Annotated in this window: 23 protein-coding genes; 14 read left to right on the top strand and 9 right to left on the bottom strand. The window is 66.6% G+C overall.

The window, feature by feature from the left end; translation table 11 throughout:
* Window positions 1-2 precede the first annotated feature (2 nt).
* From RW112_RS05175 to ccsB, 3 genes are read left to right on the top strand one after another with little or no spacing between them, the layout of a single operon-like run.
* Entirely contained in the window at window positions 3-758 is a 756-nt protein-coding gene (locus tag RW112_RS05175; RefSeq protein ID WP_305942098.1) for a cytochrome c biogenesis CcdA family protein, read from the top strand.
* Complete coding sequence (locus RW112_RS05170) at window positions 758-2,548, top strand: cytochrome c biogenesis protein ResB (RefSeq protein ID WP_317780700.1); 1,791 nt, start codon at window positions 758-760, stop codon at window positions 2,546-2,548. The genes RW112_RS05175 and RW112_RS05170 overlap by 1 nt, the downstream gene beginning before the upstream one ends.
* The gene (gene ccsB, locus RW112_RS05165; RefSeq protein ID WP_317780699.1) at window positions 2,548-3,672 is read left to right on the top strand and encodes a c-type cytochrome biogenesis protein CcsB; all 1,125 of its coding nucleotides are present in this window, start codon (window positions 2,548-2,550) and stop codon (window positions 3,670-3,672) included. Before RW112_RS05170 ends, ccsB begins: the two co-directional genes overlap by 1 nt.
* A 130-nt stretch (window positions 3,673-3,802) precedes the next feature.
* Here the strand turns inward: ccsB and RW112_RS05160 are convergent, their stop codons facing one another.
* The gene (locus RW112_RS05160; protein WP_317780698.1) at window positions 3,803-4,741 is read right to left on the bottom strand and encodes a hypothetical protein; all 939 of its coding nucleotides are present in this window, start codon (window positions 4,739-4,741) and stop codon (window positions 3,803-3,805) included.
* Window positions 4,742-5,000: 259 nt separating this feature from the next.
* Window positions 5,001-5,465, bottom strand: coding sequence for a PLDc N-terminal domain-containing protein (locus tag RW112_RS05155; protein ID WP_317780697.1), 465 nt, complete (start codon window positions 5,463-5,465; stop codon window positions 5,001-5,003).
* Between the two features lie 73 nt (window positions 5,466-5,538).
* Between RW112_RS05155 and RW112_RS05150 the strand changes: the two genes are divergently transcribed.
* Entirely contained in the window at window positions 5,539-5,868 is a 330-nt protein-coding gene (locus tag RW112_RS05150) for a DUF4229 domain-containing protein (protein WP_317780835.1), read from the top strand.
* Window positions 5,869-5,885: 17 nt separating this feature from the next.
* On the opposite strand, the gene RW112_RS05145 is transcribed toward RW112_RS05150, so the two are convergent.
* The 5 genes from RW112_RS05145 to RW112_RS05125 form a co-directional block, all read right to left on the bottom strand.
* Window positions 5,886-6,767: a 1,4-dihydroxy-2-naphthoate polyprenyltransferase gene (locus RW112_RS05145; protein WP_317780696.1), complete on the bottom strand. Its 882-nt coding sequence runs from the start codon at window positions 6,765-6,767 to the stop codon at window positions 5,886-5,888.
* Between the two features lie 62 nt (window positions 6,768-6,829).
* Window positions 6,830-7,996 carry an AMP-binding protein gene (locus RW112_RS05140; RefSeq protein ID WP_317780695.1) on the bottom strand — a complete coding sequence of 389 codons (1,167 nt, stop codon included), beginning with the start codon at window positions 7,994-7,996 and terminating at the stop codon, window positions 6,830-6,832.
* 26 nt (window positions 7,997-8,022) lie between these two features.
* On the bottom strand, window positions 8,023-8,976 hold the full coding sequence (locus RW112_RS05135) for a 1,4-dihydroxy-2-naphthoyl-CoA synthase (RefSeq protein WP_317780694.1): 954 nt from the start codon (window positions 8,974-8,976) through the stop codon (window positions 8,023-8,025).
* Between the two features lie 21 nt (window positions 8,977-8,997).
* On the bottom strand, window positions 8,998-9,438 hold the full coding sequence (locus RW112_RS05130; protein ID WP_305942090.1) for a VOC family protein: 441 nt from the start codon (window positions 9,436-9,438) through the stop codon (window positions 8,998-9,000).
* 141 nt (window positions 9,439-9,579) lie between these two features.
* Entirely contained in the window at window positions 9,580-10,341 is a 762-nt protein-coding gene (locus tag RW112_RS05125; protein ID WP_317780693.1) for a lysostaphin resistance A-like protein, read from the bottom strand.
* A 70-nt stretch (window positions 10,342-10,411) separates the two neighbouring features.
* Here RW112_RS05125 and RW112_RS05120 point away from each other — a divergent pair, with 70 nt between their 5' ends.
* From RW112_RS05120 to RW112_RS05085, 8 genes are all read left to right on the top strand, one after another.
* Window positions 10,412-11,392: a metal ABC transporter substrate-binding protein gene (locus RW112_RS05120; RefSeq protein ID WP_317780692.1), complete on the top strand. Its 981-nt coding sequence runs from the start codon at window positions 10,412-10,414 to the stop codon at window positions 11,390-11,392.
* Window positions 11,389-12,222 carry a metal ABC transporter ATP-binding protein gene (locus tag RW112_RS05115; RefSeq protein ID WP_317780691.1) on the top strand — a complete coding sequence of 278 codons (834 nt, stop codon included), beginning with the start codon at window positions 11,389-11,391 and terminating at the stop codon, window positions 12,220-12,222. Before RW112_RS05120 ends, RW112_RS05115 begins: the two co-directional genes overlap by 4 nt.
* 3 nt (window positions 12,223-12,225) lie before the next feature.
* Entirely contained in the window at window positions 12,226-13,101 is an 876-nt protein-coding gene (locus tag RW112_RS05110; RefSeq protein WP_305942086.1) for a metal ABC transporter permease, read from the top strand.
* 71 nt (window positions 13,102-13,172) lie between these two features.
* Window positions 13,173-14,861 carry an ABC-F family ATP-binding cassette domain-containing protein gene (locus RW112_RS05105; protein WP_317780690.1) on the top strand — a complete coding sequence of 563 codons (1,689 nt, stop codon included), beginning with the start codon at window positions 13,173-13,175 and terminating at the stop codon, window positions 14,859-14,861.
* A 185-nt stretch (window positions 14,862-15,046) separates the two neighbouring features.
* Window positions 15,047-15,394, top strand: a complete 348-nt coding sequence (locus RW112_RS05100; protein ID WP_317780689.1) for a molybdopterin oxidoreductase — start codon at window positions 15,047-15,049, stop codon at window positions 15,392-15,394.
* A 119-nt stretch (window positions 15,395-15,513) separates the two neighbouring features.
* A complete protein-coding gene (gene nirB / locus RW112_RS05095) occupies window positions 15,514-17,970 on the top strand; it encodes a nitrite reductase large subunit NirB (RefSeq protein WP_317780834.1) in 2,457 nt (818 codons plus the stop codon).
* Window positions 17,967-18,284, top strand: coding sequence for a Rieske (2Fe-2S) protein (locus RW112_RS05090; protein WP_317780688.1), 318 nt, complete (start codon window positions 17,967-17,969; stop codon window positions 18,282-18,284). The genes nirB and RW112_RS05090 overlap by 4 nt, the downstream gene beginning before the upstream one ends.
* 207 nt (window positions 18,285-18,491) lie before the next feature.
* Window positions 18,492-19,952 carry an amino acid permease gene (locus tag RW112_RS05085; protein ID WP_317780687.1) on the top strand — a complete coding sequence of 487 codons (1,461 nt, stop codon included), beginning with the start codon at window positions 18,492-18,494 and terminating at the stop codon, window positions 19,950-19,952.
* 144 nt (window positions 19,953-20,096) lie between these two features.
* Here RW112_RS05085 and RW112_RS05080 read toward each other — a convergent pair whose 3' ends face one another.
* On the bottom strand, window positions 20,097-20,819 hold the full coding sequence (locus RW112_RS05080; RefSeq protein ID WP_317780686.1) for a dienelactone hydrolase family protein: 723 nt from the start codon (window positions 20,817-20,819) through the stop codon (window positions 20,097-20,099).
* Window positions 20,820-20,943: 124 nt separating this feature from the next.
* Entirely contained in the window at window positions 20,944-21,120 is a 177-nt protein-coding gene (locus tag RW112_RS05075) for a CsbD family protein (RefSeq protein ID WP_011693098.1), read from the bottom strand.
* Between the two features lie 197 nt (window positions 21,121-21,317).
* Between RW112_RS05075 and RW112_RS05070 the strand changes: the two genes are divergently transcribed.
* Window positions 21,318-21,791, top strand: coding sequence for an SRPBCC family protein (locus tag RW112_RS05070; protein WP_317780685.1), 474 nt, complete (start codon window positions 21,318-21,320; stop codon window positions 21,789-21,791).
* Window positions 21,791-22,483: a pentapeptide repeat-containing protein gene (locus RW112_RS05065; protein ID WP_317780684.1), complete on the top strand. Its 693-nt coding sequence runs from the start codon at window positions 21,791-21,793 to the stop codon at window positions 22,481-22,483. Before RW112_RS05070 ends, RW112_RS05065 begins: the two co-directional genes overlap by 1 nt.
* The last annotated feature ends 175 nt before the right edge of the window (window positions 22,484-22,658 follow it).

The following is a 22,658-nucleotide window of genomic DNA, read 5'->3' as shown; positions in this document are numbered from 1 at the left end:
CCGTGAACAGCCCCTTCGCCGAAGCCATCCTGAGCGGTTCCCTGCTGCTCGCCATCCCCGTGGCGCTGCTCGCCGGACTCGTGTCCTTCCTCTCGCCGTGCGTCCTGCCGCTGGTGCCCGGATACCTGGGCTATGTCACCGGACTGACCGGCGTGGACCTGGAAAAGCAGAAGCGCGGCCGGATGCTTGCCGGAATCGGCCTGTTCGTCCTTGGCTTCTCGGTGATCTTCGTCCTGCTGGGCGGCGCTTTCGGCCAGCTGGGATCCATGATCAGCGGCGGCCAGAACGCGTGGATCACCCAGGTGCTGGGCATCCTGGTGATCATCATGGGCGTGGTGTTCATGGGCGGATTCGGCTGGCTGCAGCGGGACGCCAAGATCCACGCCAAACCGCCGGCCGGGCTGTGGGGTGCACCGTTGCTGGGCATCACCTTCGGACTGGGGTGGGCGCCGTGCATCGGCCCTACCTACTCCGCCGTCCAACTGTTGAGCATGTCCGGAGGGTCGTCGGCAGCCAAGGGCGCGTTCCTGGCCTTTGTCTACAGCCTGGGGCTGGGCATCCCGTTCCTGCTGATTGCACTGGCCGTCCGCCGCGGCGTAGGCGTGATGTCCTTCTTCCGCAAGCACCGCCTCGCCATCCAGCGGATCGGTGGCGGAATCCTGGTGGTCCTGGGCCTCCTGATGGCCAGCGGAGTATGGGGCGCCTGGGTATCCGGGCTGCAGTACTGGTTCCAAACCGATGTGAAATTGCCGATCTGATGAGCGAGCGAGTGAACGACAAGAACAAGCCAGCACCCGCGGACAAGAACGCGGCGACTCCCGTGGCCAAGGCCAAGGCGGAAGCTGCCCTGCCGGCGCTGGGCCTCAAAGGCATGCTGCGCTGGGCCTGGACCCAGCTGACCAGCATGCGCACCGCGCTGTTCCTGCTGCTCCTGCTGGCTGTTGCCGCCGTGCCCGGATCGCTGTTCCCGCAGCGCCCCGCGAACCCGTCGATCGTCACGCAGTACATCGCGGACAACCCGGACTACGGCAAGATCCTGGACTCCCTCCAGCTCTACGACGTGTACTCCTCCGCGTGGTTCTCCGCCATCTACATCCTGCTGTTCATCTCGCTGATCGGCTGCGTGGTTCCCCGCGCGATCGCTCACTACAAGGCCATGCGCTCCCAGCCCCCGCGCACCCCGGCCAGGCTCTCCCGCCTGCCTGAGTACGGGACGCTGGTGATTCCCGCGGACGCCGGGATCCCGGCGTCGCGCGCCATTGCGGACGCCGCCGCGAAGCTGAAGAAACGCGGTTACCGCGTTGATGTCAGGGACGACGACGGCGCGCGGCCCTCTTTGGGTGCCGAGCGCGGCTTCCTGAAGGAAGTGGGAAACCTGGTGTTCCACACGTCGCTGATCGGCGTGCTGGTCTCCGTGGCTGCCGGCGGCCTGTTCGGGTACAGCGGGCAGCGGATCCTGGTGGAGGGCGACACGTTCGTGAACACCCTGGTGGGCTACGACCAGTTCACCCCGGGCACCAACTTCCAGAGCAGCCAGCTGCAGCCCTACTCCATCCAGCTGGACAAGTTCCAGATCACGTTCGACCGCGAATCGCAGGGCAAGTTCGGCCAGCCCATCGACTTCAAAGCCGACGTGACAACGCGGGAAACGCCGGACGCACCCGCGGAGCAGCAGGTCCTGAAGGTCAACGATCCCGTCAGCCTGGGCGGCACCAGCATTTACCTCACCGGCAACGGCTACGCCCCCGTGGTGACCATCCGCGACGGCGCGGGCAACGTCGCCATGCAGGGGCCCGTGGTGGCCAAGCTGCAGGGGGACAACTACTACTCCTCCGTGGTGATCAAGGTTCCCGACGCCAAGCCGGACCAGCTCGGCTTCGCAGGCTTCTTCCTGCCCACCGCGTTCGTCACCGAGGAAGGCGTCTCCTTCAGCGGGGACCCGGAGCTGATCAACCCGCAGCTCACCCTGAACTCGTACTTCGGCGACCTCGGCCTGGACGCAGGGTCCCCGCAGAACGTCTTCGAGCTCGACGTCAAGAAGCTCACGCCGCTCAACGCCCGGAACCTCGACGCCGGCGGCATCACCCTGGCTCCCGGCAGCACCTACACGCTCCCGGACGGCAAGGGCTCCATCAGCTTCGACGGCGTGAAGCGCTACATCGGCGTGGACATCCACCACAACCCGGGCCAGCTCTACGCCCTGATCTTCGCCCTGCTCGCTGTGGCCGGACTGGTGACGTCCCTCTACGTGAACCGCCGCCGGGTCTGGGTCCGGACGGGCACCCACCCCGACGGCCGCACCATGGTGGAATACGGACTCCTGGCCCGCGGCGAAGACCACCGACTGGCGGCGGAAGCGGAGACGATCCGCGGACTCCTGACGGAGGAATGGGGCCTGGACTCCCAGGACGACGACTCCCAGAAAGCTACCAGCGGGCAGGTGGATAATGGCCCGTCGGAGAACGTCCCGGCGAACTCCACAGAATCGCGCACAGACGACTTCATCCAGTCAACAGCAGGCTCATCCGAGTCGAAGAAGGACCAGTAATGCTCCCCATCAACGAAACAATGGGCCAGTACAGCGAGCTCTTTATGCTGCTGGCTGCCGGCACGTACACGGTTGCCTTTATCGCCTTCGCCTGGGACCTGGCCAAGAGCAGCAAGGCGCTCCGGGCCGTGGACCTTAAGGCTGCGGCCGCGGCGGAGGCAACTGCAACAGCCAAGGTTCCGGTGGGAGCCGGTGTCGGCACCGGCGGTGCCGTCGACCGTGCTGATGTCGACCGTACTGACTCGGACGTCAGCGGGCCGGCCGGCCGTGCCGAGCGGCCGTCGTCGTCCACTGGCCGTGCGTCCACCGGTGCCGTTGCAGGCGCGGGGCAGACGGCCGACGCCGGCATGCGCTACGCCGCTGAACGCCGCGTTCCCGCCCGCGTTGCGGTTGCGCTGACGGTGCTGGGCGCCGTGATCCACGGCGCCGGGGTGGTCACCCGTGCCCTCGGTGCAGGCCGGGTGCCGTGGGGCAACATGTACGAGTTCCTCACCACAGGCGCGTTCGTGGCCGTGGCGGTCTTCCTGCTGGTGCTGATCCGCCGCGACCTCCGGTTCCTGGGGACGTTCGTGATCGGCCTGGCCATCATCATGCTGGTGGCGGCATCCGTGGCCTACTGGACGCCCGTGGGACACCTGGTGCCGGCACTGCAGAGCTACTGGCTGATCATCCACGTGTCCATCGCGGTGCTGTCCTCCGCACTGTTCACGCTGACGTTCGCGATGTCCGCCCTGCAGCTGGTTCAGTCGCACCGGCAGAAGGCCATCGCGGCAGGCGGCGCGGACAAGCTGGGCTTCATGCGCCTGGTGCCGTCCGCCCTCAGCCTGGAAAACCTCTCCTACCGCATCAACGCCATCGCATTTGTGGGCTGGACGTTCACCCTGATGTTCGGCGCCATCTGGGCGGAGAAGGCCTGGGGCCGCTTCTGGGGCTGGGACACCAAGGAAGTCTGGACCTTCGTGATCTGGGTGGTTTACGCGGGCTACCTGCACGCCCGAGCCACCCGAGGCTGGACCGGCACCCGGGCCGCCTGGCTGTCGATTGTGGGCTACCTCTGCGTGATCTTCAACTTCACCATCGTGAACCAGTTCTTCAACGGCCTGCACTCCTACTCGGGGCTATAGGGCCGGAGTCCCGCTGGCCCGGCCGCCGCGTTCCTGCGCCGCGTTCTTGCACACACGATTTGCCACTTTTGGCCGCTAAGCCACGCGCTGAGCGGCCAAAAGTGTCAAAGGGCCGAGGTGAAGCGCCAGTTCAACGACGACGGCGGGCTGGTTCCGGTGCCCAGCCACGCTCCACGAGCGCTTTGCGGACGCGGGTAACGGCGCGGGGCTCCATGCCGGGCACCAGCGGGTCGAGGTCCAGCTGGGTCAGCACTACTACCCGCCAGCCCGCTTCCTTGGCGTCCTCGTCGCGGAAGATGTCGCTGCGGCGTTGGGCGGCCGATGCGTGATGGCCGCCGTCGTACTGGATCGCCACCATCTCGCGCTCATAGGACATGTCGGGATCCTGGATCCAGCGGCCGGTCCCGTCGAACATCGGCAGGTTGATGGCAGGCTCGGGAAGGCCGTACCGGCGCAACAGCAGCCTGACCTCAGTCTCCTTCGGGGAATCGGTATGTGCCCGCATCAGGGCCCGGGCCCGCATGGCCTTGCGGTAACCCGGCCTGCCCGCCTTGGCGGCCAGGAAGCTGTCCAGTTCGGCCAGCGTGGACAGGGGGTTCCGGCGTCGCAGCAGGAAATCGCCGGCGATCACCAAGTCATCGAGGCCAAGTATTCCGGCAAGGTCGAACCAGGTCCGCAGCGGGGAGGTGCATTGCACGTGCCGGCCCGGAGTGATTTCTGCAGGCTCCAGGTCCAGTTGGTGCCCCGCCACACCCTTGCGTCGCAGGGCGCGCCGGCCGGCCGGGCAGGTCAGATGGACCACCTCGTTGTTTTGCCAAACCAGAGGCAGGGGAAATCCCCAGAGCCGGGCTGCCGAGAGATGGCTGACAACAGCTCCCGTCACTGCGCCGACGGCAGCGGCGCGGAGCAGCAGGGTTGCCTCGGCCGCCGCTGAAACCCTCGCTCCGGTACAGGGCCGCACCAGGTCGCGTGCCCGCAGGCGGCGCGGGGTGAGGCCTGCAGACCGGGCCTGCTCCAGTGTGAAGGGCCCGCGGCGAAGGTCATCGGGAAGCTCGGAGGGAGGGCGCATACGAGCATTGTGGCCCGGCGCAATCAGGGCAAAGGGGTTATCCACAGATGGACGTCGATGTGGAGGACAAGTGAGGGCCGGGGACGTTTGGTGCGGGTGCTACCGCATGCCCCCTCCGGGACGCGGCCGGTTGACACTTTTCGCCGCTATGGACGGGCTATAGCGGCCAAAACCGGCAAATGGGCGCGGTTGGCGGGCAACCCGAAGGCTCCTGAGCCGTGGTCCGGTTCAAGCGTTGAAGGCCGGCTGCCGAGCGAGCCTACTTGACCTCGTCCGTGCCGTGGGAGTCGGTCTCGGGGTGGTGCGATTCCTCGGTGTGCTTGTCACCCCGGTGGCTGCCGTTCGACTTTCCCTTACCCTCGGCGCCGTTCGTGCCGGAGGCGCCGCCGTTGGCCTTGCGTTCCTTGGCCTGCAGGTCCTCCTTGAGCTTCCTGAGGCGGTCCGCTTCGGCCTGGTTACGGCGGCGGAGTTCCAGGTTGCGCAGGAAATCGGGGTCGTCATCCGGTGCCGTGGTACGGGTGTAGGCCTGCGGGGCGGTGCGGTCTTTGCGCGGCCGTCCGATGATGAACCACAGCGCCGCACCCACCACCGGCAGCACAATAACCACTACCATCCAGGCAGTCTTGGAGATGCCCCTGGTGAGGTTCCTATCAGTGCGGATCACGTCCACGATGCCATAGACGTATATGGCTAGAACGGCGACGGCGACCAATACTCGGGGCATACCACCAGTCTACCGTCAGGAAGCTTTGGCGGGGGTGCGGGCGGCGGACGGCTAAACTTGGACTGTGGCCTTTATGAAATACACCCTGATCCGCCTGGCACTTTTTGTGCCGCTGTTCGCACTGTTCAGCTTCCTTCAAATCGGAATGCTGCTCTCCGCGGTCTGCGCCGGCCTGATCGCGTTCGCCATCAGCTACCTGTTCTTCCAGAAGCAGCGCGACGCCGCCACAGCCACCCTGCATGAGCGGTTCTCCGGCCGGGCCAAGCCCATCCGGACTGCCGGCGAGGTTGAAGACGCCGACGCCGAGGACAGCCTGGTGGACGCCAACCCGGACATCACCGTCCGCTCAGAGGTCCCCCGCACCGACGCTCCCCGCACCGACGCTCCCCGCAAGGAATCCTGACCCTTACAGCCCGTGCTTTACAGCCCGTGGCTCAGCACAAGCCCCAGGGAGAACAGCACGCTGTAGCCCAGGTTGATCAGGCCCGTCTGCTTGAGGACGGGGATGAGGCTCTTGCGCTTGCGTCCGTTGATCATCAGCCATGACGGCATCAGGCTGGCGGGAATCAGCAGCAGCACGATCAGCATCCACGGGCGGGCCGGTGCCAGGATGATGACCAGCAGGATGGCGACGGCGAGCATCAGGACGTAGCTTTCACGGGCGTGCTTGTCGCCCAGCCGCACGGCCAATGTCTTCTTGCCGGCCTGGATGTCGGTGGGGATGTCGCGGACGTTGTTTGCCATCAGGAGGGCGCAGGCGATCAGCCCGGTCCCGATCGCGCCGATGACGGCAGGCAGGCTGATCTGCCCGGCCTGGGTGTAGGTGGTGCCGAGGGTGGCCACGAGGCCGAAGAACACAAACACGAAGACGTCGCCCAGGCCCATGTAGCCGTAGGGGTTCTTCCCGCCGGTGTATCCCCAGGCGGCCAGGACGCAGCCCAGGCCCACCAACACCAGCCACCACGCCTGGGTGATGACCACCAGGACCAGGCCGAACAGCATGGCCAGCCCGAAGGCGCCGAACGCGGCCCGCTTGACCATCTCCGGTTTGGCGGCACCTGAGCCCACCAGCCGAAGCGGTCCCACGCGGTCCTCGTCCGTGCCCCTGATGCCGTCCGAGTAGTCGTTGGCATAGTTCACGCCGACCTGCAGCAGCAAGGCCACCATGGCGGCAAGGACGGCGTTGAGCGGCTTGAAAGCGTCCAACTCGAAGGCTGCGGCAGTGCCGATCAGGACCGGTGCGATGGCAGCCGGCAGGGTGCGCGGTCGGGCGCCTTGGATCCATTGTGCGGCTGTAGCCACGGTCAGTACTCCGATTGGTTCGTTGTGCGGGTCAGCTTGGTGCGAGCTTGCGAAGAGCTTCTCTATTTTCCCTGATGCAGGGCGTCCAGCCGAACAGTCATGCCCAGCCGGTCGGGTTTGCCGTTGGGAAGCATCATCAGGTCGCCGGCCGCGAGGACGGTTTTCGGCGCCAGGGCACCCAAAGCATCGTGCCGGCGCGCGGTGAAGCCTTCGAGGCCGGCAGGGGAGCTGTCCGCCACGGCAACGTAGGCTGCCACGGCCTGGCCCCATTCCGCTGACGGGACGCCGGCCACAAAAGCCGCCAGCACGCCGTCGAGCTTTTCCAGCTCGGCCTGCACGTGCGTGGCTGAAACCTTCACGCCTCCGGTGATGATGACGTCGTCGGCCCGGCCCAGGACGGTGAGCTTCCCGGTGGCGTCGATGGAGCCGAGGTCGCTGGTGCGGTACCAGCGCACGCCGTCCTCTTCGAAGAAGGCGTCGGCAGTGAGTCCGGGCTCGTCGAGGTAGCCGGCGGCCAGGGTGGGTCCGCCCAGCAGGATCCTGCCGTCCCCGTCGACCCGGGCCAGCACGTCCTCGAGCGGGAAGCCGTCGTACACGCAGCCGCCGCAGGTCTCGGCCGAGCCGTAGGTGGTGATGACGCGGACGCCGGCGTCGCGGGCCGCGGCCAGCAGATCGGGGGAGGCGGGGCCGCCGCCGAGCAGGATTCCGTTGAACCGGCGGAGCACGGCAAGCGTCTCGGCCGACGGCGAGTCCAGCAGCCGCTGCAGCTGGGTGGGCACCAGCGACGTGAAGCGGATCTTGTCCGTGAGCTCCAGGGCGGCCGCGGTGAAAGCCTCCGGCGTGAAGCCTCCGGACAGGTCCATGGCCCACGGCCGGGTGCCGGCGAACAAGGAGCGCACCAGGACCTGCACCCCGGCCACGTACTGCAGGGGGAGGGCGAGCAGCCACTGGCCCTCGCCCTTGAGCGCGAACGCAGTGGCCACGGAGGACGCCGCCAGGGCGTCCACCGTAAGGACCGTCGCCTTCGGCGCACCCGTGGAACCGGACGTGCGCACCACCACGGCAGCATCCTCGAAGCCCGGCGTTTCCACGGCGGAGACCACAACGTTCCCGTCGGGGCCGGCGGAAAGTTCGACGGCGGGACCCTCACCGTGGAGGGCGTCCGCCAGTGCCTTCAGGGCAGGCTCGATGTTCGGGGGCTGGGAAGTCGCGGAGGGCTGGGAGGTCACAGGTGCTGCCTTCGGGTAGGGCGGGCTTAGAAGTAGTACGGGAACTGGGACCAGTCGGGGTCGCGCTTCTCGAGGAAGGCTTCCTTGCCCTCCACGGCCTCGTCCGTCATGTACGCCAGCCGGGTGGCTTCGCCGGCGAAGACCTGCTGCCCGGCCAGGCCGTCGTCGGCCAGGTTGAAGGCGAACTTGAGCATGCGGATGGCCTGGGGCGACTGCCGGGCGATGTCCGCCGCGTATTCCAGGGCCACCTCCTCGAGCCGTTCGTGGTCCACGGCCTCGTTCACGGCACCCATGCGGACCATGTCCTCGGCCGAGTATTCGCGGGCCAGGAAGAAGATCTCGCGGGCGGCCTTCTGGCCGATCTGGCGGGCCAGCAGCGCGGAGCCGTATCCGGCGTCGAAACTTCCCACGGTGGCGTCCGTCTGCTTGAACTTGCCGTACTGGCGGGAGGCGATGGTGAGGTCCGAGACCACGTGCAGCGAGTGCCCGCCGCCGGCGGCCCAGCCGTTCACGACGGCGATGACCACCTTGGGCATGGTGCGCATGAGCCGCTGGACTTCCAGGATGTGCAGCCGGCCGGCGCGGGCCGGGTCGATGGTCTCCTTGGTCTCGCCGTCTGCATAGCGGTACCCGTCGCGTCCCCGGATCCGCTGGTCCCCGCCCGAGCAGAATGAGTGCCCGCCGTCCTTGGGTGAGGGCCCGTTGCCGGTCAGCAGCACGGTGGCGACGTTGGGGGTCATCCGGGCGTGGTCCATGGCCCGGTAGAGCTCGTCCACGGTGCCGGGGCGGAAGGCGTTGCGGACCTCCGGGCGGTTGAAGGCGATGCGGACCGTGGGCAGGTCCCGCAGCACGGCGCCGTCCGCATCCCGCTCCACCTGCCGGTGGTACGTCATGTCCTGGAAGTCGTCGAAGCCGGCCACGGTGCGCCACCGGGAGGGGTCAAAGACGTCGGATACCTTGGCTGGGAATACGTTGCTCACAGTCCGAGTCTAGTAATCGCCTCAGCTGATGCAGAACTCGTTGCCCTCCGGGTCCGCCATGGTGTGCCATTCGTGGGGGCCCTGGTTGGCCGTCCACAGGAACGTTGCGCCCCGTGCTTCGAGCTCTTTGCGCACCTGATCCTTGTCCCGGTCGCCAATCCGTACGTCCCAGTGCACCCGGTTCTTGACGGTCTTACCCTCGGGCGCGGTCTGGAACAGCAGCCGCCGCTCCGGCGCCTTCGCATCGATCTCCTCCGCCGGCCGGATTGCTGCGCCGGTGGCCCAGACGAGCTTGCCGTGGTGGGTCTTGGTTTCGGCTTCGGTGGCGTACCCCTGGTCGATCATGGACCGGATGAATCCTTCGTCCTGCGGCTCCACGGCCCAGTCCAGGGTTTCCGCCCACCAGTCGGCGAGTTCGTGCGGGTTCTTGCAGTCGATGACGATCTGAATGTTGAGTCCCATGACCCAAAAGTACGACGGCGGCGTGCGCGGCGGTAGGGGGCCGCGGGCCCGGGGCTGAGAATGCCCGCGAGGTGGCATTTCACGGCAGTGTTTCCGCCCGTAACTGCCGTGATCTGCCACCTCGACGCTTGAAACCCTGGGTTAGGGCTGGACCTGCTGCAGCTGGTCCATCAGTTCGGGCGGAATGGCGTAGATGAACACCACGGCCAGCAGGTTCTTCGCGGCGTGGACGAAGTAGGAGAACATCAGGTTCTTGCCGGTCCACACATACACGAACACCAGGGTGGCGCCCATGGCCAGGTAGGGCATCAGCACGGGCAGGGTCAGGGTTTCCTGGCCCACAATGTGCAGCGCCGCGAACAGCACGGTGGACAGCACGCAGCACACCCAGATGTTGACCCGCCGGCTCAGCTTGCCGATCAGCAGGTGCCGGAAGATGTACTCCTCGACAAACGGGCCCACGATGACCAGGAGGGGCACGATCAGCCACGGCGACACCTGCTGGACGAGTGCCTGCACGTTGGCCTGGTTGGCGGAGTTCTGCACGGCTCCGGTGATGGCCACCAGGATTGCCGTCAGGATCAGCATGGCCACCACAGCAACCGGAATCATGATCAGCGTGAACCATGGCCTGGTGGCCAGCACCCGCAAGTCGCGGGCGGCCACGCGGCGGGCGGCGGTGACGGCCAGGATGCCCACGCCGCCGTAGAACAGCAGGTTGACCGAGTACACGGCAACGGTGGGGTCCGGGGACAGCTGCAGCAGCAACCGTTGCAGCAGCGGACCTGCCACCGCAAAGAGTGCCGCGACGGCCACGTAAAGCCCCACGGTGGTGTAGTCGAGCGCAGAAAATCGGTAGAGCTCCGGCTGTGGCGCCGGGGAATTGCGGACAGCTGTTCCCATGTCCCCAGCCTAGCTTGGGGCGGGAGGGCGGCGTTGCAGCGGGGTCACGCCGCCGAGTAGAATGTTCGGTATGCCTAAATTTTTCTTTCGGTGCGCCAAAGTAGTCCGCCGAACCGGGGTCTTTCGCTCTGCCGGAGCCGCCGTCGCCGCCGCTGTCCTCTGCCTGTCCCTCACCGCGTGCGGCGGCAATGCGCCCGGCCAGGGGCCCGGCGACGAAAAGCCCGTGGTGCTGACCACCTTCACCGTCCTGGCCGACGTCGCGCAGAACGTGGCCGGCGACAAGCTGCAGGTCGAGTCCATCACCAAGGCCGGTGCCGAAATCCACGGCTACGAGCCCACCCCCGGGGACATCCGCAAGGCGTCCAAGGCGGACCTGATCCTGGACAACGGGCTGAACCTGGAAGCCTGGTTCGCGCAGTTCGTCGAGGGCCTGGATGTTCCGCACGCCGTGGTGAGCGAAGGCGTTGAGGTGATGTCCATCAGCGAGGACTCCTACCAGGGCAAGCCGAACCCGCACGCATGGATGTCGCCGGTCAACGTGCAGATCTACGTGGACAACATGGTGAAGGCGTTCTCAAAGCTCGATCCGGACAACGCCTCCGCCTTCGAGGCCAACGGGGCGGCCTACAAAGCCAAACTGCAGGCCGTGAAGGACGAGATGGTGCAGAAGCTCGCCACCGTTCCGGAAGCGCAGCGTGCCCTGGTGACCTGCGAAGGTGCCTTCTCCTACCTGGCGCGCGACGCCGGCCTCCGGGAGGTCTACATCTGGGCCGTCAATGCCGAGCAGCAGGCCACGCCGCAACAGATCGCCCGGGCCATCGAGTTCGTCAAGGCCAACAAGGTCCCGGCCGTCTTCTGCGAGTCCACGGTGTCCGATGCCCCCATGCGCCAGGTGGTGGGAGCCACGGGCGCGGAATTCGGCGGCGTGCTCTACGTGGATTCCCTGTCCGAGTCGGACGGCCCCGTGCCCACCTACCTGGACCTCATCCGGCACGACTCCAAAATCATCACCGAAGCCCTGGCTGGCGCCTCGGCGGGGGCGGCATCATGAGCACCCCGGCCATCCTCGTTGAAAACGTCACCGTCCACTACGGCGAGGTCCTGGCGCTGGACGCCGCGTCGCTGACCCTGGACACGGCCCGGATCTGCGGCCTGATCGGCATGAACGGTTCCGGCAAATCCACGCTGTTCAAGGTGATCATGGGAATGATCAAGCCCGACGCCGGCCGCGTCCTCATCAACGGGGCCTCGCCTGCCAAGGCACGCCGGGAAGGCGGAATCGGTTACGTCCCGCAAAGCGAGGAAGTGGACTGGCAGTTCCCGCTGTCCGTCCGCGACGTGGTGATGATGGGCCGCTACGGGCACCAGGGTTTCACCCGCCGCCCCTCCAAGGAAGACCGTGCCGCCGTCGACCTCGCACTGGACCGGGTGGAACTCTCCGAGTTCGCGAACCGGCAGATCGGCCAGCTTTCCGGCGGCCAGAAGAAGCGGGCGTTCGTGGCCCGGGGCATCGCCCAGGGCGCCACCATGATGCTCCTGGACGAGCCGTTCGCTGGGGTGGACAAGCGCTCCGAAGCCACCATCACGCGGCTGCTGCGGGAGCTCGCCTCGGACGGCTGCACCATCCTCATCTCCACGCACGACCTCCACGCCCTGCCGCAGCTGTGCGACGAAGCGGTGCTCCTGATGCGCAAGGTCCTCATGCACGGCCCGCCGGAGGTTGTCCTGCAGCCCGAATACCTGGCCATGGCCTTCGGGCTGGACGTCCTCAACCGTGACCTGCCGGACCCCGACCGTCCGGCAGGTGAGCTTCCGGCCCCTGACCTTCCGGACCGGGACCTTCCTGACAGGGACCTGTCCCGGCACCAGGGCAGGAGCTAGGCCATGGACCTCATTGACATCCTGCTGGAACCGTTGAGCTACGACTTCATGGTGCGCGCCATCATCACCACAGCGCTTGCCGCCATTGTTTGCGCCGTGCTGAGCTGCTGGCTGGTGCTGATCGGCTGGTCGCTCATGGGCGACGCCGTCTCCCACGCCGTGCTGCCGGGCGTCGTGCTGGCCTACATCGTGGGCGCACCGTTTGCCCTGGGCGCGCTGGTGTTCGCGCTGATCGCCGTCACCCTGATCGGGGTGGTCCGGAACACCAGCCGGGTCAAGGAGGACGCGGCGATCGGCATTGTGTTCACCTCGCTGTTCGCCCTGGGCCTGGTGCTGATCTCCGTCACGCCCAGCCAGACCGACCTCAACCACATTATTTTCGGCAACCTGCTGGGCGTCAGCGATTCGGACATGATCCAGGTGCTGGTGCTGGGAGTGGTGGCGTTCGCCATCCTGATCCTCAAGCGCCGTGACCTCACCCTGTACGCCTTCGACCCCACGCACGCCCACGCCATCGGCCTGTCCCCGAAGCGGCTGGGAGCGCTGCTGCTGGGACTGCTGGCGCTGACCTCCGTGGTGGCGCTGCAGACCGTCGGCGTGGTGCTGGTGGTGGCCATGCTGATCATTCCCGGAGCAACGGCGTACCTGCTGACGGACCGGTTCTCCCGCATGCTGGTGATCGCCCCGGTCATTTCGGCGGCCTGCTCGATCGCCGGCATCTACCTCAGCTACTACCTGGACACCGCCTCCGGTGCCATGGTGGTGCTCACCCAGGGTGCCATTTTCGCCGTCGTCTATCTGTTCAGCCCCCGCCAGGGGCTAATCGGTACGCGGCTGGCGAAGGCGCGGCGCAGGAAGGCAGCGGCCCTCGCCGTCTGAGGGAAACGGCGTACGACGGCGGCGCTTGACGCCGGGGGTCCGGCCGGGCAGGGTGGACGGATGGACTCACCGTGACTGAACACCTTTCCCTGACCGGCGTCACCCATGGCTACGGCGACCGCCGGCTCTTCACTGCGGTTGAGCTCGCCATCAGTGCCGGTGAACATGTGGCCGTCGTCGGCGAAAACGGGGCCGGAAAATCAACCTTGCTCCGGATCCTCGCCGGGCTCGAGAACCCCAACGAAGGCACTGCCGCGTGCCACGGGCGCGTCGGCTACCTGGCGCAGACCACGGGCCTGCCGGCATCGTTCACGGTGGGCAACGCGATCGACGACGCCCTGGCGTCGCTCCGCGGACTCGAGGCCGAGCTGGACTCCTTGGAAGCAGGCCTGGCAGACGCGGACGAGGAGCAGCTGGAGCGCTACGGCAACCTGCAGACCCTGTACCAGCTGCGGGAAGGCTACGCCGCGGAATCGCGCGTGGAGGCAGCGCTGGACCGCCTGGGCCTGGGCGGGCTGGACCGGCGACGGACGCTGGGGTCGCTCTCGGGCGGGGAACAGCACCGGGTGGCGCTGGCCTGCGTGCTGGCTGATCCGGCGGACATCCTCCTGCTGGACGAGCCCACCAACCACCTGGACGCCAGCGGAACGGCCTGGCTCGAGGCGCGGCTGGCCGCCCATCGGGGAACCGTCGTCGTGGTTTCCCATGACCGGGCGCTGCTGCGCAAAGTGGCCGTTTCCGTCATCGAAGTGGACGCCGAACGGTGCGCCGTCAACCGCTACGGCAACGGCTACGAGGGGTATCTGCGGGAGAAGGCGGCCGAGCGTGAACGCTGGGTGCAGCAGTACCGCAGCTGGCTGGACGCGATGGCGGCCGAACGCCTGCAGGCGGATACCGTGGCCGGGAAGATGGGCTACGCCCGGAGGCGCGACGGCGACAAGATGGGCTTCGACTTCAAGGCCGGCACCTGGCAGCAGGCTGCCAGCAGCAAGGTCCGCAACGCCCAGGAGCGGCTGCGCCGGCTCGAAGCCAACCCCGTGGACCGTCCGCCGGTTCCGTTGAAACTGGCGGTGGACCTGCAGCCGCAGGCTGGTGGGGGCGCGGATTCCGGTGCGGCCGGCGCGTCCGGTGCGGCCGCTGGACCGGCCCTGGAGGCATGCGGTGTGGTGGTTCACGGGCGGCTGGAACGGACGGACTTCCGGGTGGAGGCCGGCCGGAAGATCCTGATCACGGGCCCCAACGGCGCGGGTAAATCCACCCTTCTGTCCGTCCTTGCCGGCACGCTGGAACCGGACGCGGGGACGGTGGCGCGGCGCGGCCGGATCGGCTATTTGCAGCAGGAACTCGAACCGCCTATCCGTCCGGGGCAGCGGCTCCTGCCCGCTTTCGTGACCGGGCTGGGCGGGAACATCGACGAGCACGCGGAGGCCCTGCTGCGGCTGGGCCTTTTCCGCACCACCGAATTCCATGTGCCCGTGGGCAGCCTTTCCGCCGGACAGCAGCGCAGGCTGGCCCTCGCCCGGCTCCTGCTGGGCGGCTTCGGGACGATGCTCGTGGACGAACCCACCAACCACCTGGCACCCGTGCTGGTGGAACAGCTGGAAGCGGCCCTCTCGGAATTCGGCGGGACGCTGATCATGGTGAGCCACGACCGCGCGCTAGGGGAGTGGTTCGATAAATGTGCCGTGCGTGAGGGCGACGCCGGAAGCCCGGCCGGTAGCTGGCTTCGGTACACCATGCGGGACGGCGCGCTGCAGTAGCTTCGGGGGCCGGAAAACGGGCCCGGAAAACGGTGAGGTTTGCGTTAAGGGATCGTTACTCCCTGCGCGCCGGGCGGAAACATCTGCGGAGCAGGATGGAAGGGAGTCAGTGATTCCCACGCTCAAGTAGCACCCGCGCGCACCGCCGCCGGGCCTCTACCCAGCCGGCCGAAAGGATCCCTCCCGTGATCACCAAGAACCTATTCCTGCAGGGCGTCTTCCCCTTCGAGGGAGCCGGACTTGAAAAGCCCGTTCCCATCCACCGGGAGCTCGCGCACTTCGTTCCGGACGGAATCATCAACCAGACCCTCTACTTCCGGGGCGGCAACTCCAGTTCCGAGCTGATCACCGCGGTCCTGATGCGCGACGGCGTGCCCATGCGGTATTTCCCCATCGGCGCCAAGAGCGACGTCCACGTGCCGCTCCGCGTGGTGGAGGACATCGAAGGCGGCTCGGTGATTGAGGTGTTCCTCCTGGCGGCCGACGGCGTCACGGGCTACGTGGTCATCGACCTGGGCATGGTGGAACACTGATGACCACCGTCGCCGACGAAAACAAGCGCAAGACGCAGACTGCAGGACAGTGGCAGCGGAACCCGGTCCCCCTCGCGAAGGGCAGGCGGCCGCCGGGAAAGCCGGACGCCCGCCGTCGGATGGTGGTGATTGGCAACGGCATGGCCGGTGCCCGTGCCGTGGAGGAGATCCTGGCCCGCGGCGGCGCCGAGCAGTTCACCATCACGATGTTCGGCGACGAGCCCTACGGCAATTACAACCGGATCATGCTCAGCCACGTCCTTTCCGGCGAGGAAAGCGACGCGGACATCTTCCTGAACTCCCTGCACTGGTACCAGGACAACAACATCACCCTGCACGCCGGCGTCCGGGTGGAACGGATCGACCGCTTCACCAAATACGTCTTCGCCAACAACGGCCACGTGGTCCCGTACGACGTCCTGATTATCGCCACCGGCAGCCAGTCGTTCATGCCTCCGATGGACGGCCTCTACACCCCCAGCGGCTCGATCAAACCCGGCGTCTTCACGTTCCGCACCATCGACGACACCCGCAACATGGTGGAGCACGCGCAGTACGAAAATCACCACCGGGCCGTGGTGATCGGCGGCGGCCTGCTGGGGCTGGAAGCGGCGCGCGGTCTCCAAAACCATGGCGTCGACGTCGACGTGGTCCACTCCGGCGCGCACCTCATGAACGCCCAGATGGGGCCAGACGGCGGAGCCATCCTGCGCCGGAGCGTCGAGGGCCTCGGCATCCGGGTGCACACCGGCAGCCGCACCACCGCCGTCCTGGGAACGGACAGGGTCGCCGGGGTCCGGCTGCGGGACCGGCCTGACATCGGCTGCGACATGGTGGTAGTGGCCGCAGGAATCCGCCCCAACGTGGACCTCGCCGTGCTGAGCGGCCTGCACGTGGAGCGGGCCATTGTGGTGGATGACCAGCTGCGCGTGGTGGACGAGGACAGCATCTATGCCGTGGGCGAATGCGTCCAGCACCGCGGCGAGGTCTATGGTCTGGTGGCACCGCTCTGGGAACAGGCCGTGGTGCTCGCCGACCACGTCACCGGCGCGGACACCACCGCGGCATACCTGGGTTCCCGGACCGCCACCAAACTCAAGGTTGCCGGCGTCGAAGTCGCATCCATGGGCCTGACGGGCCCGGAGCGCGAGACGGACGAACATATCGTGTTCTCCGAACCCAGCCGCGGCGTGTTCAAGTCCATCGTCATCCGCGACAACAAAATGGTGGGCGCCACCCTCCTCGGTGACAGCCGCAAGGTGGCCTACCTGACCCAGGCCTTCGACAAGGGGCTCCCGCTGCCGGAGGAGCGGATCTCGCTCATGTTCGACCTTGGCGGCCCCGCCGAAGAGCAGGGTGTGGCCGAGCTCAGCGATGACGCGCAGGTCTGCAACTGCAACGGCGTCAGCAAGAAATCCCTGGTGGACGTGGTCAAGGGCGGGTGCAACACCGTGGCCGGAGCCATGGACGCCACCCGTGCAGGCAAGGGCTGCGGTTCCTGCAAGCTGCTGGTGAAGCAGGTGGTGGAATGGGCCGCGGACGGTTCGGTGGAGGAGGACCCGGCAGCCAGCTACTACGTCCCGGGCATCCCGCTGGACAAGCCCTCGTTGATGGCCGCCATCCGCAAGCAGGGCCTCCGCTCCGTGTCCGCCGTGTTCGCCGCGCTGGCGCCCGGCAGCGCGGAGGATGCCAAATCCAAGATGGGCCTCGCGTCCCTGATGAAGATGATGCTCGCGGACCAGTACATCGACGAGCGGGACGCCCGGTTCATCAACGACCGCGTCCACGCCAACATCCAGCGGGACGGCACCTTCTCCGTGGTTCCGCAGATGAAGGGCGGCGTGACGTCGGTCCAGCAGCTGCGCCGGATTGCCGACGTCGCCGAAAAGCACAATATTCCGCTGATCAAGCTGACGGGAGGGCAGCGCATCGACCTGCTGGGTGTTCCCAAGGAGGACCTGCCGCAGGTGTGGGCGGACCTGGACATGCCCTCCGGCTACGCGTACGGGAAGAGCTTCCGCACCGTGAAAACCTGCGTGGGCAAGGACTTTTGCCGGTACGGCACCGGCGACTCCACCAAGCTGGGGATCGAGATCGAGTCGCGGTTCCAGGGGATCGAGGCGCCGGCCAAGCTGAAGCTGGCCGTCTCGGGCTGTCCGCGGAACTGCGCCGAGTCGCTGGTCAAGGACGTGGGCGTGGTGGCAGTGGAAGGCGGCCGCTGGGAAATCTACGTCGGGGGAGCGGCCGGCGCCCACATCCGTAAGGGCGACCTGCTGGCCACCGTTGATGACCCCGAGGAGGTGAAGGTGCTGACCGGCCGGTTCATGCAGTACTACCGGGAAAACGCCAACTGGCTGGAGCGCACCTACTCCTTCGTGCCCCGGGTGGGCATCGACCATATCCGCGCCGTGGTGGTGGACGATGCCGGAGGCCTCGCGGCCGGGCTGGACGCGGCAATGCAGGCCTCCGTGGACAGCTACGTGGACCCGTGGACCGAACGTGACGATCCGCTCACGCCGGGGCAGTTCCGCACGTCCCTGCCGCTCACGGTGCTGCCCCAGGTGCCGGTCCGATGAACGCGGGATACAACCTCGGCCCCGTGGACCAGGTCCCGTTCGGGGAGGGGCGGGCGTTCGGCGTCGACGGCGAACAGGTGGCGGTCTTCCGGCTCCGCGACGGCAGCCTGCGGGCGCTGTCCGCCGTGTGCCCGCATAAGGGCGGCCCGATCGCGGACGGCACCATCGACCAGGACCTGGTCCTGTGCCCGCTGCACCAGAACGCCTTCAGGCTGGACACCGGCTGCTCCACCACCGGCGCCGAACCTCTGACCAGCTATGACGTCCAGATCGACAATCATCAGAATATTATTCTGCGAATGTCGGCCCGATAGATGAATTTGTTCGGCATAACTCCTTCCACCTGTTGTCTGCGTCACTGACGGTTCTGCGGGCCTTGTAAACTGGGGAGGCCGCGCGAACTTCGACGCCTTGCGAGTTTTTGTCCAGATAATTGCCCCAAACGGGGGATAAACCCGAATTATCTGGACAAAAACTCCGCGTTCCTGAGCCGGCCATCCCCCGACCCACAAGGAACAGTTGTGCCACAAAGTACCCCCACAGAACTCGTGAGCCCGCCGGCGCAATCCGCCGTCGTCGACTCCACCCTCAGCGCCGAGGGCTACAAGAAGTCCCTCAGCGGCCGCCAGGTCACCATGATCGCCATGGGCGGCGCCATCGGCGTCGGCCTCTTCATGGGTGCCGGCGGACGCCTTGCCTCCACGGGCCCCGCGCTGATCTTCTCCTACGCCATCGCCGGCGTCATCGCCTACCTGCTGATGCGCGCCCTGGGTGAACTCATCATGTACCGCCAGACCTCCGGCTCCTTCGTGAGCTATGCCGGCGAGATGTTCGGCAAGAAGGGCGCGTACCTGTCCGGATGGATGTATTTCATCAACTGGGCCATGACCGGCATCGCCGAACTCATCGCGATCGGACTCTACTTCCAGTTCTTCTTCCCCAACGTGCCCGTTGAACTGTCCGCCATCGCAGCGCTGCTGCTGCTCGTGGGCGTCAACCTCCTGAGCGTCAAGGCGTTCGGCGAATTCGAATTCTGGGCCTCCTGCCTCAAGGTCGGCGCCATCGTGATCTTCCTGGCCGTGGGCACCTTCATGGTGGTCACCAACGCCCAGGTGGGCGACGGCAACGCTTCGGTCAGCAACCTCTTCGCAGCCGAAGGCGGGATGTTCCCCAAGGGCGCGCTGGTGATGATCCTCGTCCTGAACGCCGTGATCTTCGCCTACAACGGCATTGAGCTCGTGGGCATCACGGCCGGCGAAATGCAGGACCCGGCCAAGGAAGTGCCCAAGGCCATCCGCGCCGTCGTCTTCCGCATCGTGGTGTTCTATGTCGGGTCCGTGACCCTCCTGGCCATGCTGCTGCCCTCGGACCAGTATGTTGCCGGCACCTCGCCGTTCGTCACCGTGTTCGGCCAGATGGGCCTGGGCTGGATGGGCGACGTCATGAACATGATCGTCATCACCGCCGCGCTGTCCTCCTGCAACTCGGGCCTGTACTCGATCGGCCGGATCTTCCGCACCATGGCCAACAACGGACACGCTCCGGAGTGGCTGACCAGGATGTCCAAGAGCCACGTGCCGTACGCCGCCATCCTGGCCATCGGTGCCGTCTACCTGGTGGGCATCCTGCTCAACATCTGGCTCGGCGGCTCGCACGCCTTCGACCTCGCGCTCAACTCAGCATCCATTGGCGTGATCTTCACCTGGGGCGCCATCTTCGCCAGCCAGATCGCGCTGCGCAAGAAGAAGGGCAAGGTCTCCTCCCTGCCCGCGCCCGGCGGAACCTGGAGCAGCTGGGCCGGCCTCATTGCCCTGCTGGCCATCACGGTGCTGATCGGCTTCGACACCATGACCAGCAAGACCGGCGAAGTCTTCCACCTTGGCCTCTGGACGCTCGCCACCATCCCGTTCTTCGCCCTCGTGCTGTGGCTCGGCTGGCAGAAGGTCAGGAACAACGAACCGAAGAACGAACTCTTCAGCTAGTGCGTTTCACCTAAGCAGTACGACGACGGCGGGTCACCCTTTCGGGGGCGGCCCGCCGTCGTCGTGCTTCCCTTAGGGGAGCGCGAACGGACACTTGCGGACCCCTCGTGGCGGGGGCCTCAAGTGTCCGTTCGCGCTCCTCCGCTAATCCCTTAGGTGCTTGGCGAAATGGTCCTCGATCCGCTGCCAGGCTTCCGCCGCCGCGTCCGGATCCGGCTTGATTCCCATCACGCGGAAGAGCGGGCAGAGCGCACGGGGCCCCTCCTCGGCGTCGTTCATGAATGCGTGGCCGGCGCCGTCGAATTCCTTGATGTCGTGCTCGATGCCCAGCGTGTCCAGCGCGGTTTCCAACCTGGCCGCGGCTCCGGGCAGGGGGCGGTCCGCCTTGCCGAAGTTGCCCACCACGGGACACGCGCCGAGCAGGGCCGCTTCCGGGTTTTTGGGCAGCCTGCCGTAGTTGACGGCTGCCGCGTCGAAGCCGTCCCTGGCCACGAGCAGGGCAAAGCCGCCGCCCATGCAGAATCCGATCACCCCGACTTTGCCGTTGGTGCGACCCGACTGCTCCAGCCAGGCGTGCGCGGTGGCCAGGTCCGTGAAGGCCTTGCCTGAGCCGGAAAGGAGCGACCGCATGGTGGAGACCAGGCAGCGGCGCGGTCCGCCGTCGCTGAAGAGGTCCACGGCCAGTGTCAGGTAGCCGGCCACTGCCAGCCGGTCCGCCTGGCGCCGCGCAATGTCGTTGAGGCCGAACGCCTCGTGGATCATCAGGACGGCGGGAAACGGCCCCGTTGCTTCGGGTTCCGCGAGGTAGCCGCGGAGGTTTGGGGAGCCCGCTGACGTGCCGGGTCCGCTGAGATCAATGATTGTCATGGCGCGGACTTTCCGTCGTCGGATGCTGTCTCCCCGAGAATCTCACAAAAAAAGGCGGGCACCCCCCATAAGGAATGCCCGCCACCTTTCCCCGGCAACGGCCGTGGCCGCCGCCCGAGGCGCTTTAGTCTCTTTTGAACTCGTCCTTCACGTTTTCGCCAACTTTCTTGGCGTCAGCAACAACCTGGTCCTTCTGACCCTCCGCGCGCAGACGGTCATTGTCCGTGGCGTTGCCGGCCGCTTCCTTGGCCTTGCCGCCGAGGTGCTCTGCTTCGTTCTGAATTTTGTCGCCGATACCCATGGTGTGTTCCACCTTTCGTTGCCGGTAAAAAAACTAAGCAGTTTCACCATAACACAAAGCATGCTTACTAAATCTGGCAGCGGATGTGCCACTTTGGGTGATTGGTTTCAGCCGGTTCGGCTGACTTCGGCGGACCCGCTGCGGTAGCGGGGGCGCATTCAGGCGCGGTTGTCGGCGCCGCCCGATAGGCTCGGGGCATGGATCACAAGACCACCCTCACGCGCCACATCAATGCCAGCCCGGACAAGGTCTGGGCCGTGATCTCGGACATCCCGGGCTCGGCCGCCACCCTCTCCGGCGTCGACTCCATCCAGATGCTGAGCGAGGGCGGATACGGCGAAGGCACGCGCTGGAAGGAAACCCGCACCATGATGGGACGGGCCGAAACCGTGGAAATGTGGGTGTCGCAGGCCGAGCCGCCGTCGGCATCCCGGGCCGGCAGCACGACGGTCAAGGCGCTGCAAAGCGGCGCGGACTACACCACGCGGTTTGTCCTTGCCGAGCGCGACGGCGGGACGGACCTCGCGCTGACCTTCGGTGCCGAGATGGTCAAACCCACCCTCCTGAGCAAGGTCATGATGGCGCTGTTCGGGCGGCTCGGTATGAGCATCACCAAAAAGGCGCTGGCCAAGGACCTTGCCGACATTGCGGCGAAGGCCGAGTCCCTCTGATGACCGGCAGGCAGGCCGCGGGGCGAACGGCCGCGGGGAAGGCTCCCAAGGTGACAGCCCCCAGGCTTTCGCCGGTCCGGCTCGAGGAACTCCGCGACGAGGCCTCCCCGGATTTCAGGCGCGGTGAAAGATACGACGGCGTGAGGTTCCGCCGCGCTGATGCCGACGGTTTGGAGCTGGGCGGCACGGACTTCGCCGAGTGTGAATTCGACGGGGTCTCGTTCAACGAAACCCAGCTCCGCGGTGCGACGTTCCGGGACTGCATCCTGGCCGAGGCCTACGCCCCGGTGTTCGAGGCTGCGCGGGCCACGCTTCGCGATGTGGAGATCAATAATCCCAGGTGGGGTTCGGCGGAGCTGTATGAGAGCGGCTGGACCTCGGTGCGGATCGACGGCGGCAAGCTGGACTACGTGAACCTGCGCGGCTCCAGGCTGACGGATGTACAGATCAGCGACTGCATCATCAACGAGCTGGACCTCGGCTCGGTGACGGGCACCCGGGTTGCGCTGAAGAACTGCACCATCGGCACCCTGGATCTTGCCGGCGCCAAACTCAAAGACTTCGACCTGAGGACCACCGACTTCCGGACCATCAGCGGACTTGAAAGCATGTCCGGCGTGGTGATCGACGACTACCAGCTGAGCCTCCTGGCGCCGTTGCTGGCGGCCCATCTCGGCGTCGTGGTGCTGTAACTTTCGGAGTTTTTGTCCACTTATCGCGACCAAAAAGGGCCTCATCTCGCGATAAGTGGACAAAAACTCCAGCCGGGAAGGGAGAAGGCCCGGTTGACCCCTTGCGGCCGCCGTGTAATCTTTATAGAACGAACGGTCGGTAAATTAGCGCTTGTGATTCAAACGCTGTTTGGCG

The organism is Arthrobacter sp. B10-11 (assembly GCF_033142195.1).
GTDB lineage: Bacteria > Actinomycetota > Actinomycetes > Actinomycetales > Micrococcaceae > Arthrobacter > Arthrobacter oryzae_C.
Note: the sequence above shows the minus strand (reverse complement) of the source record. Positions and strands in the feature narration are given on the sequence as shown.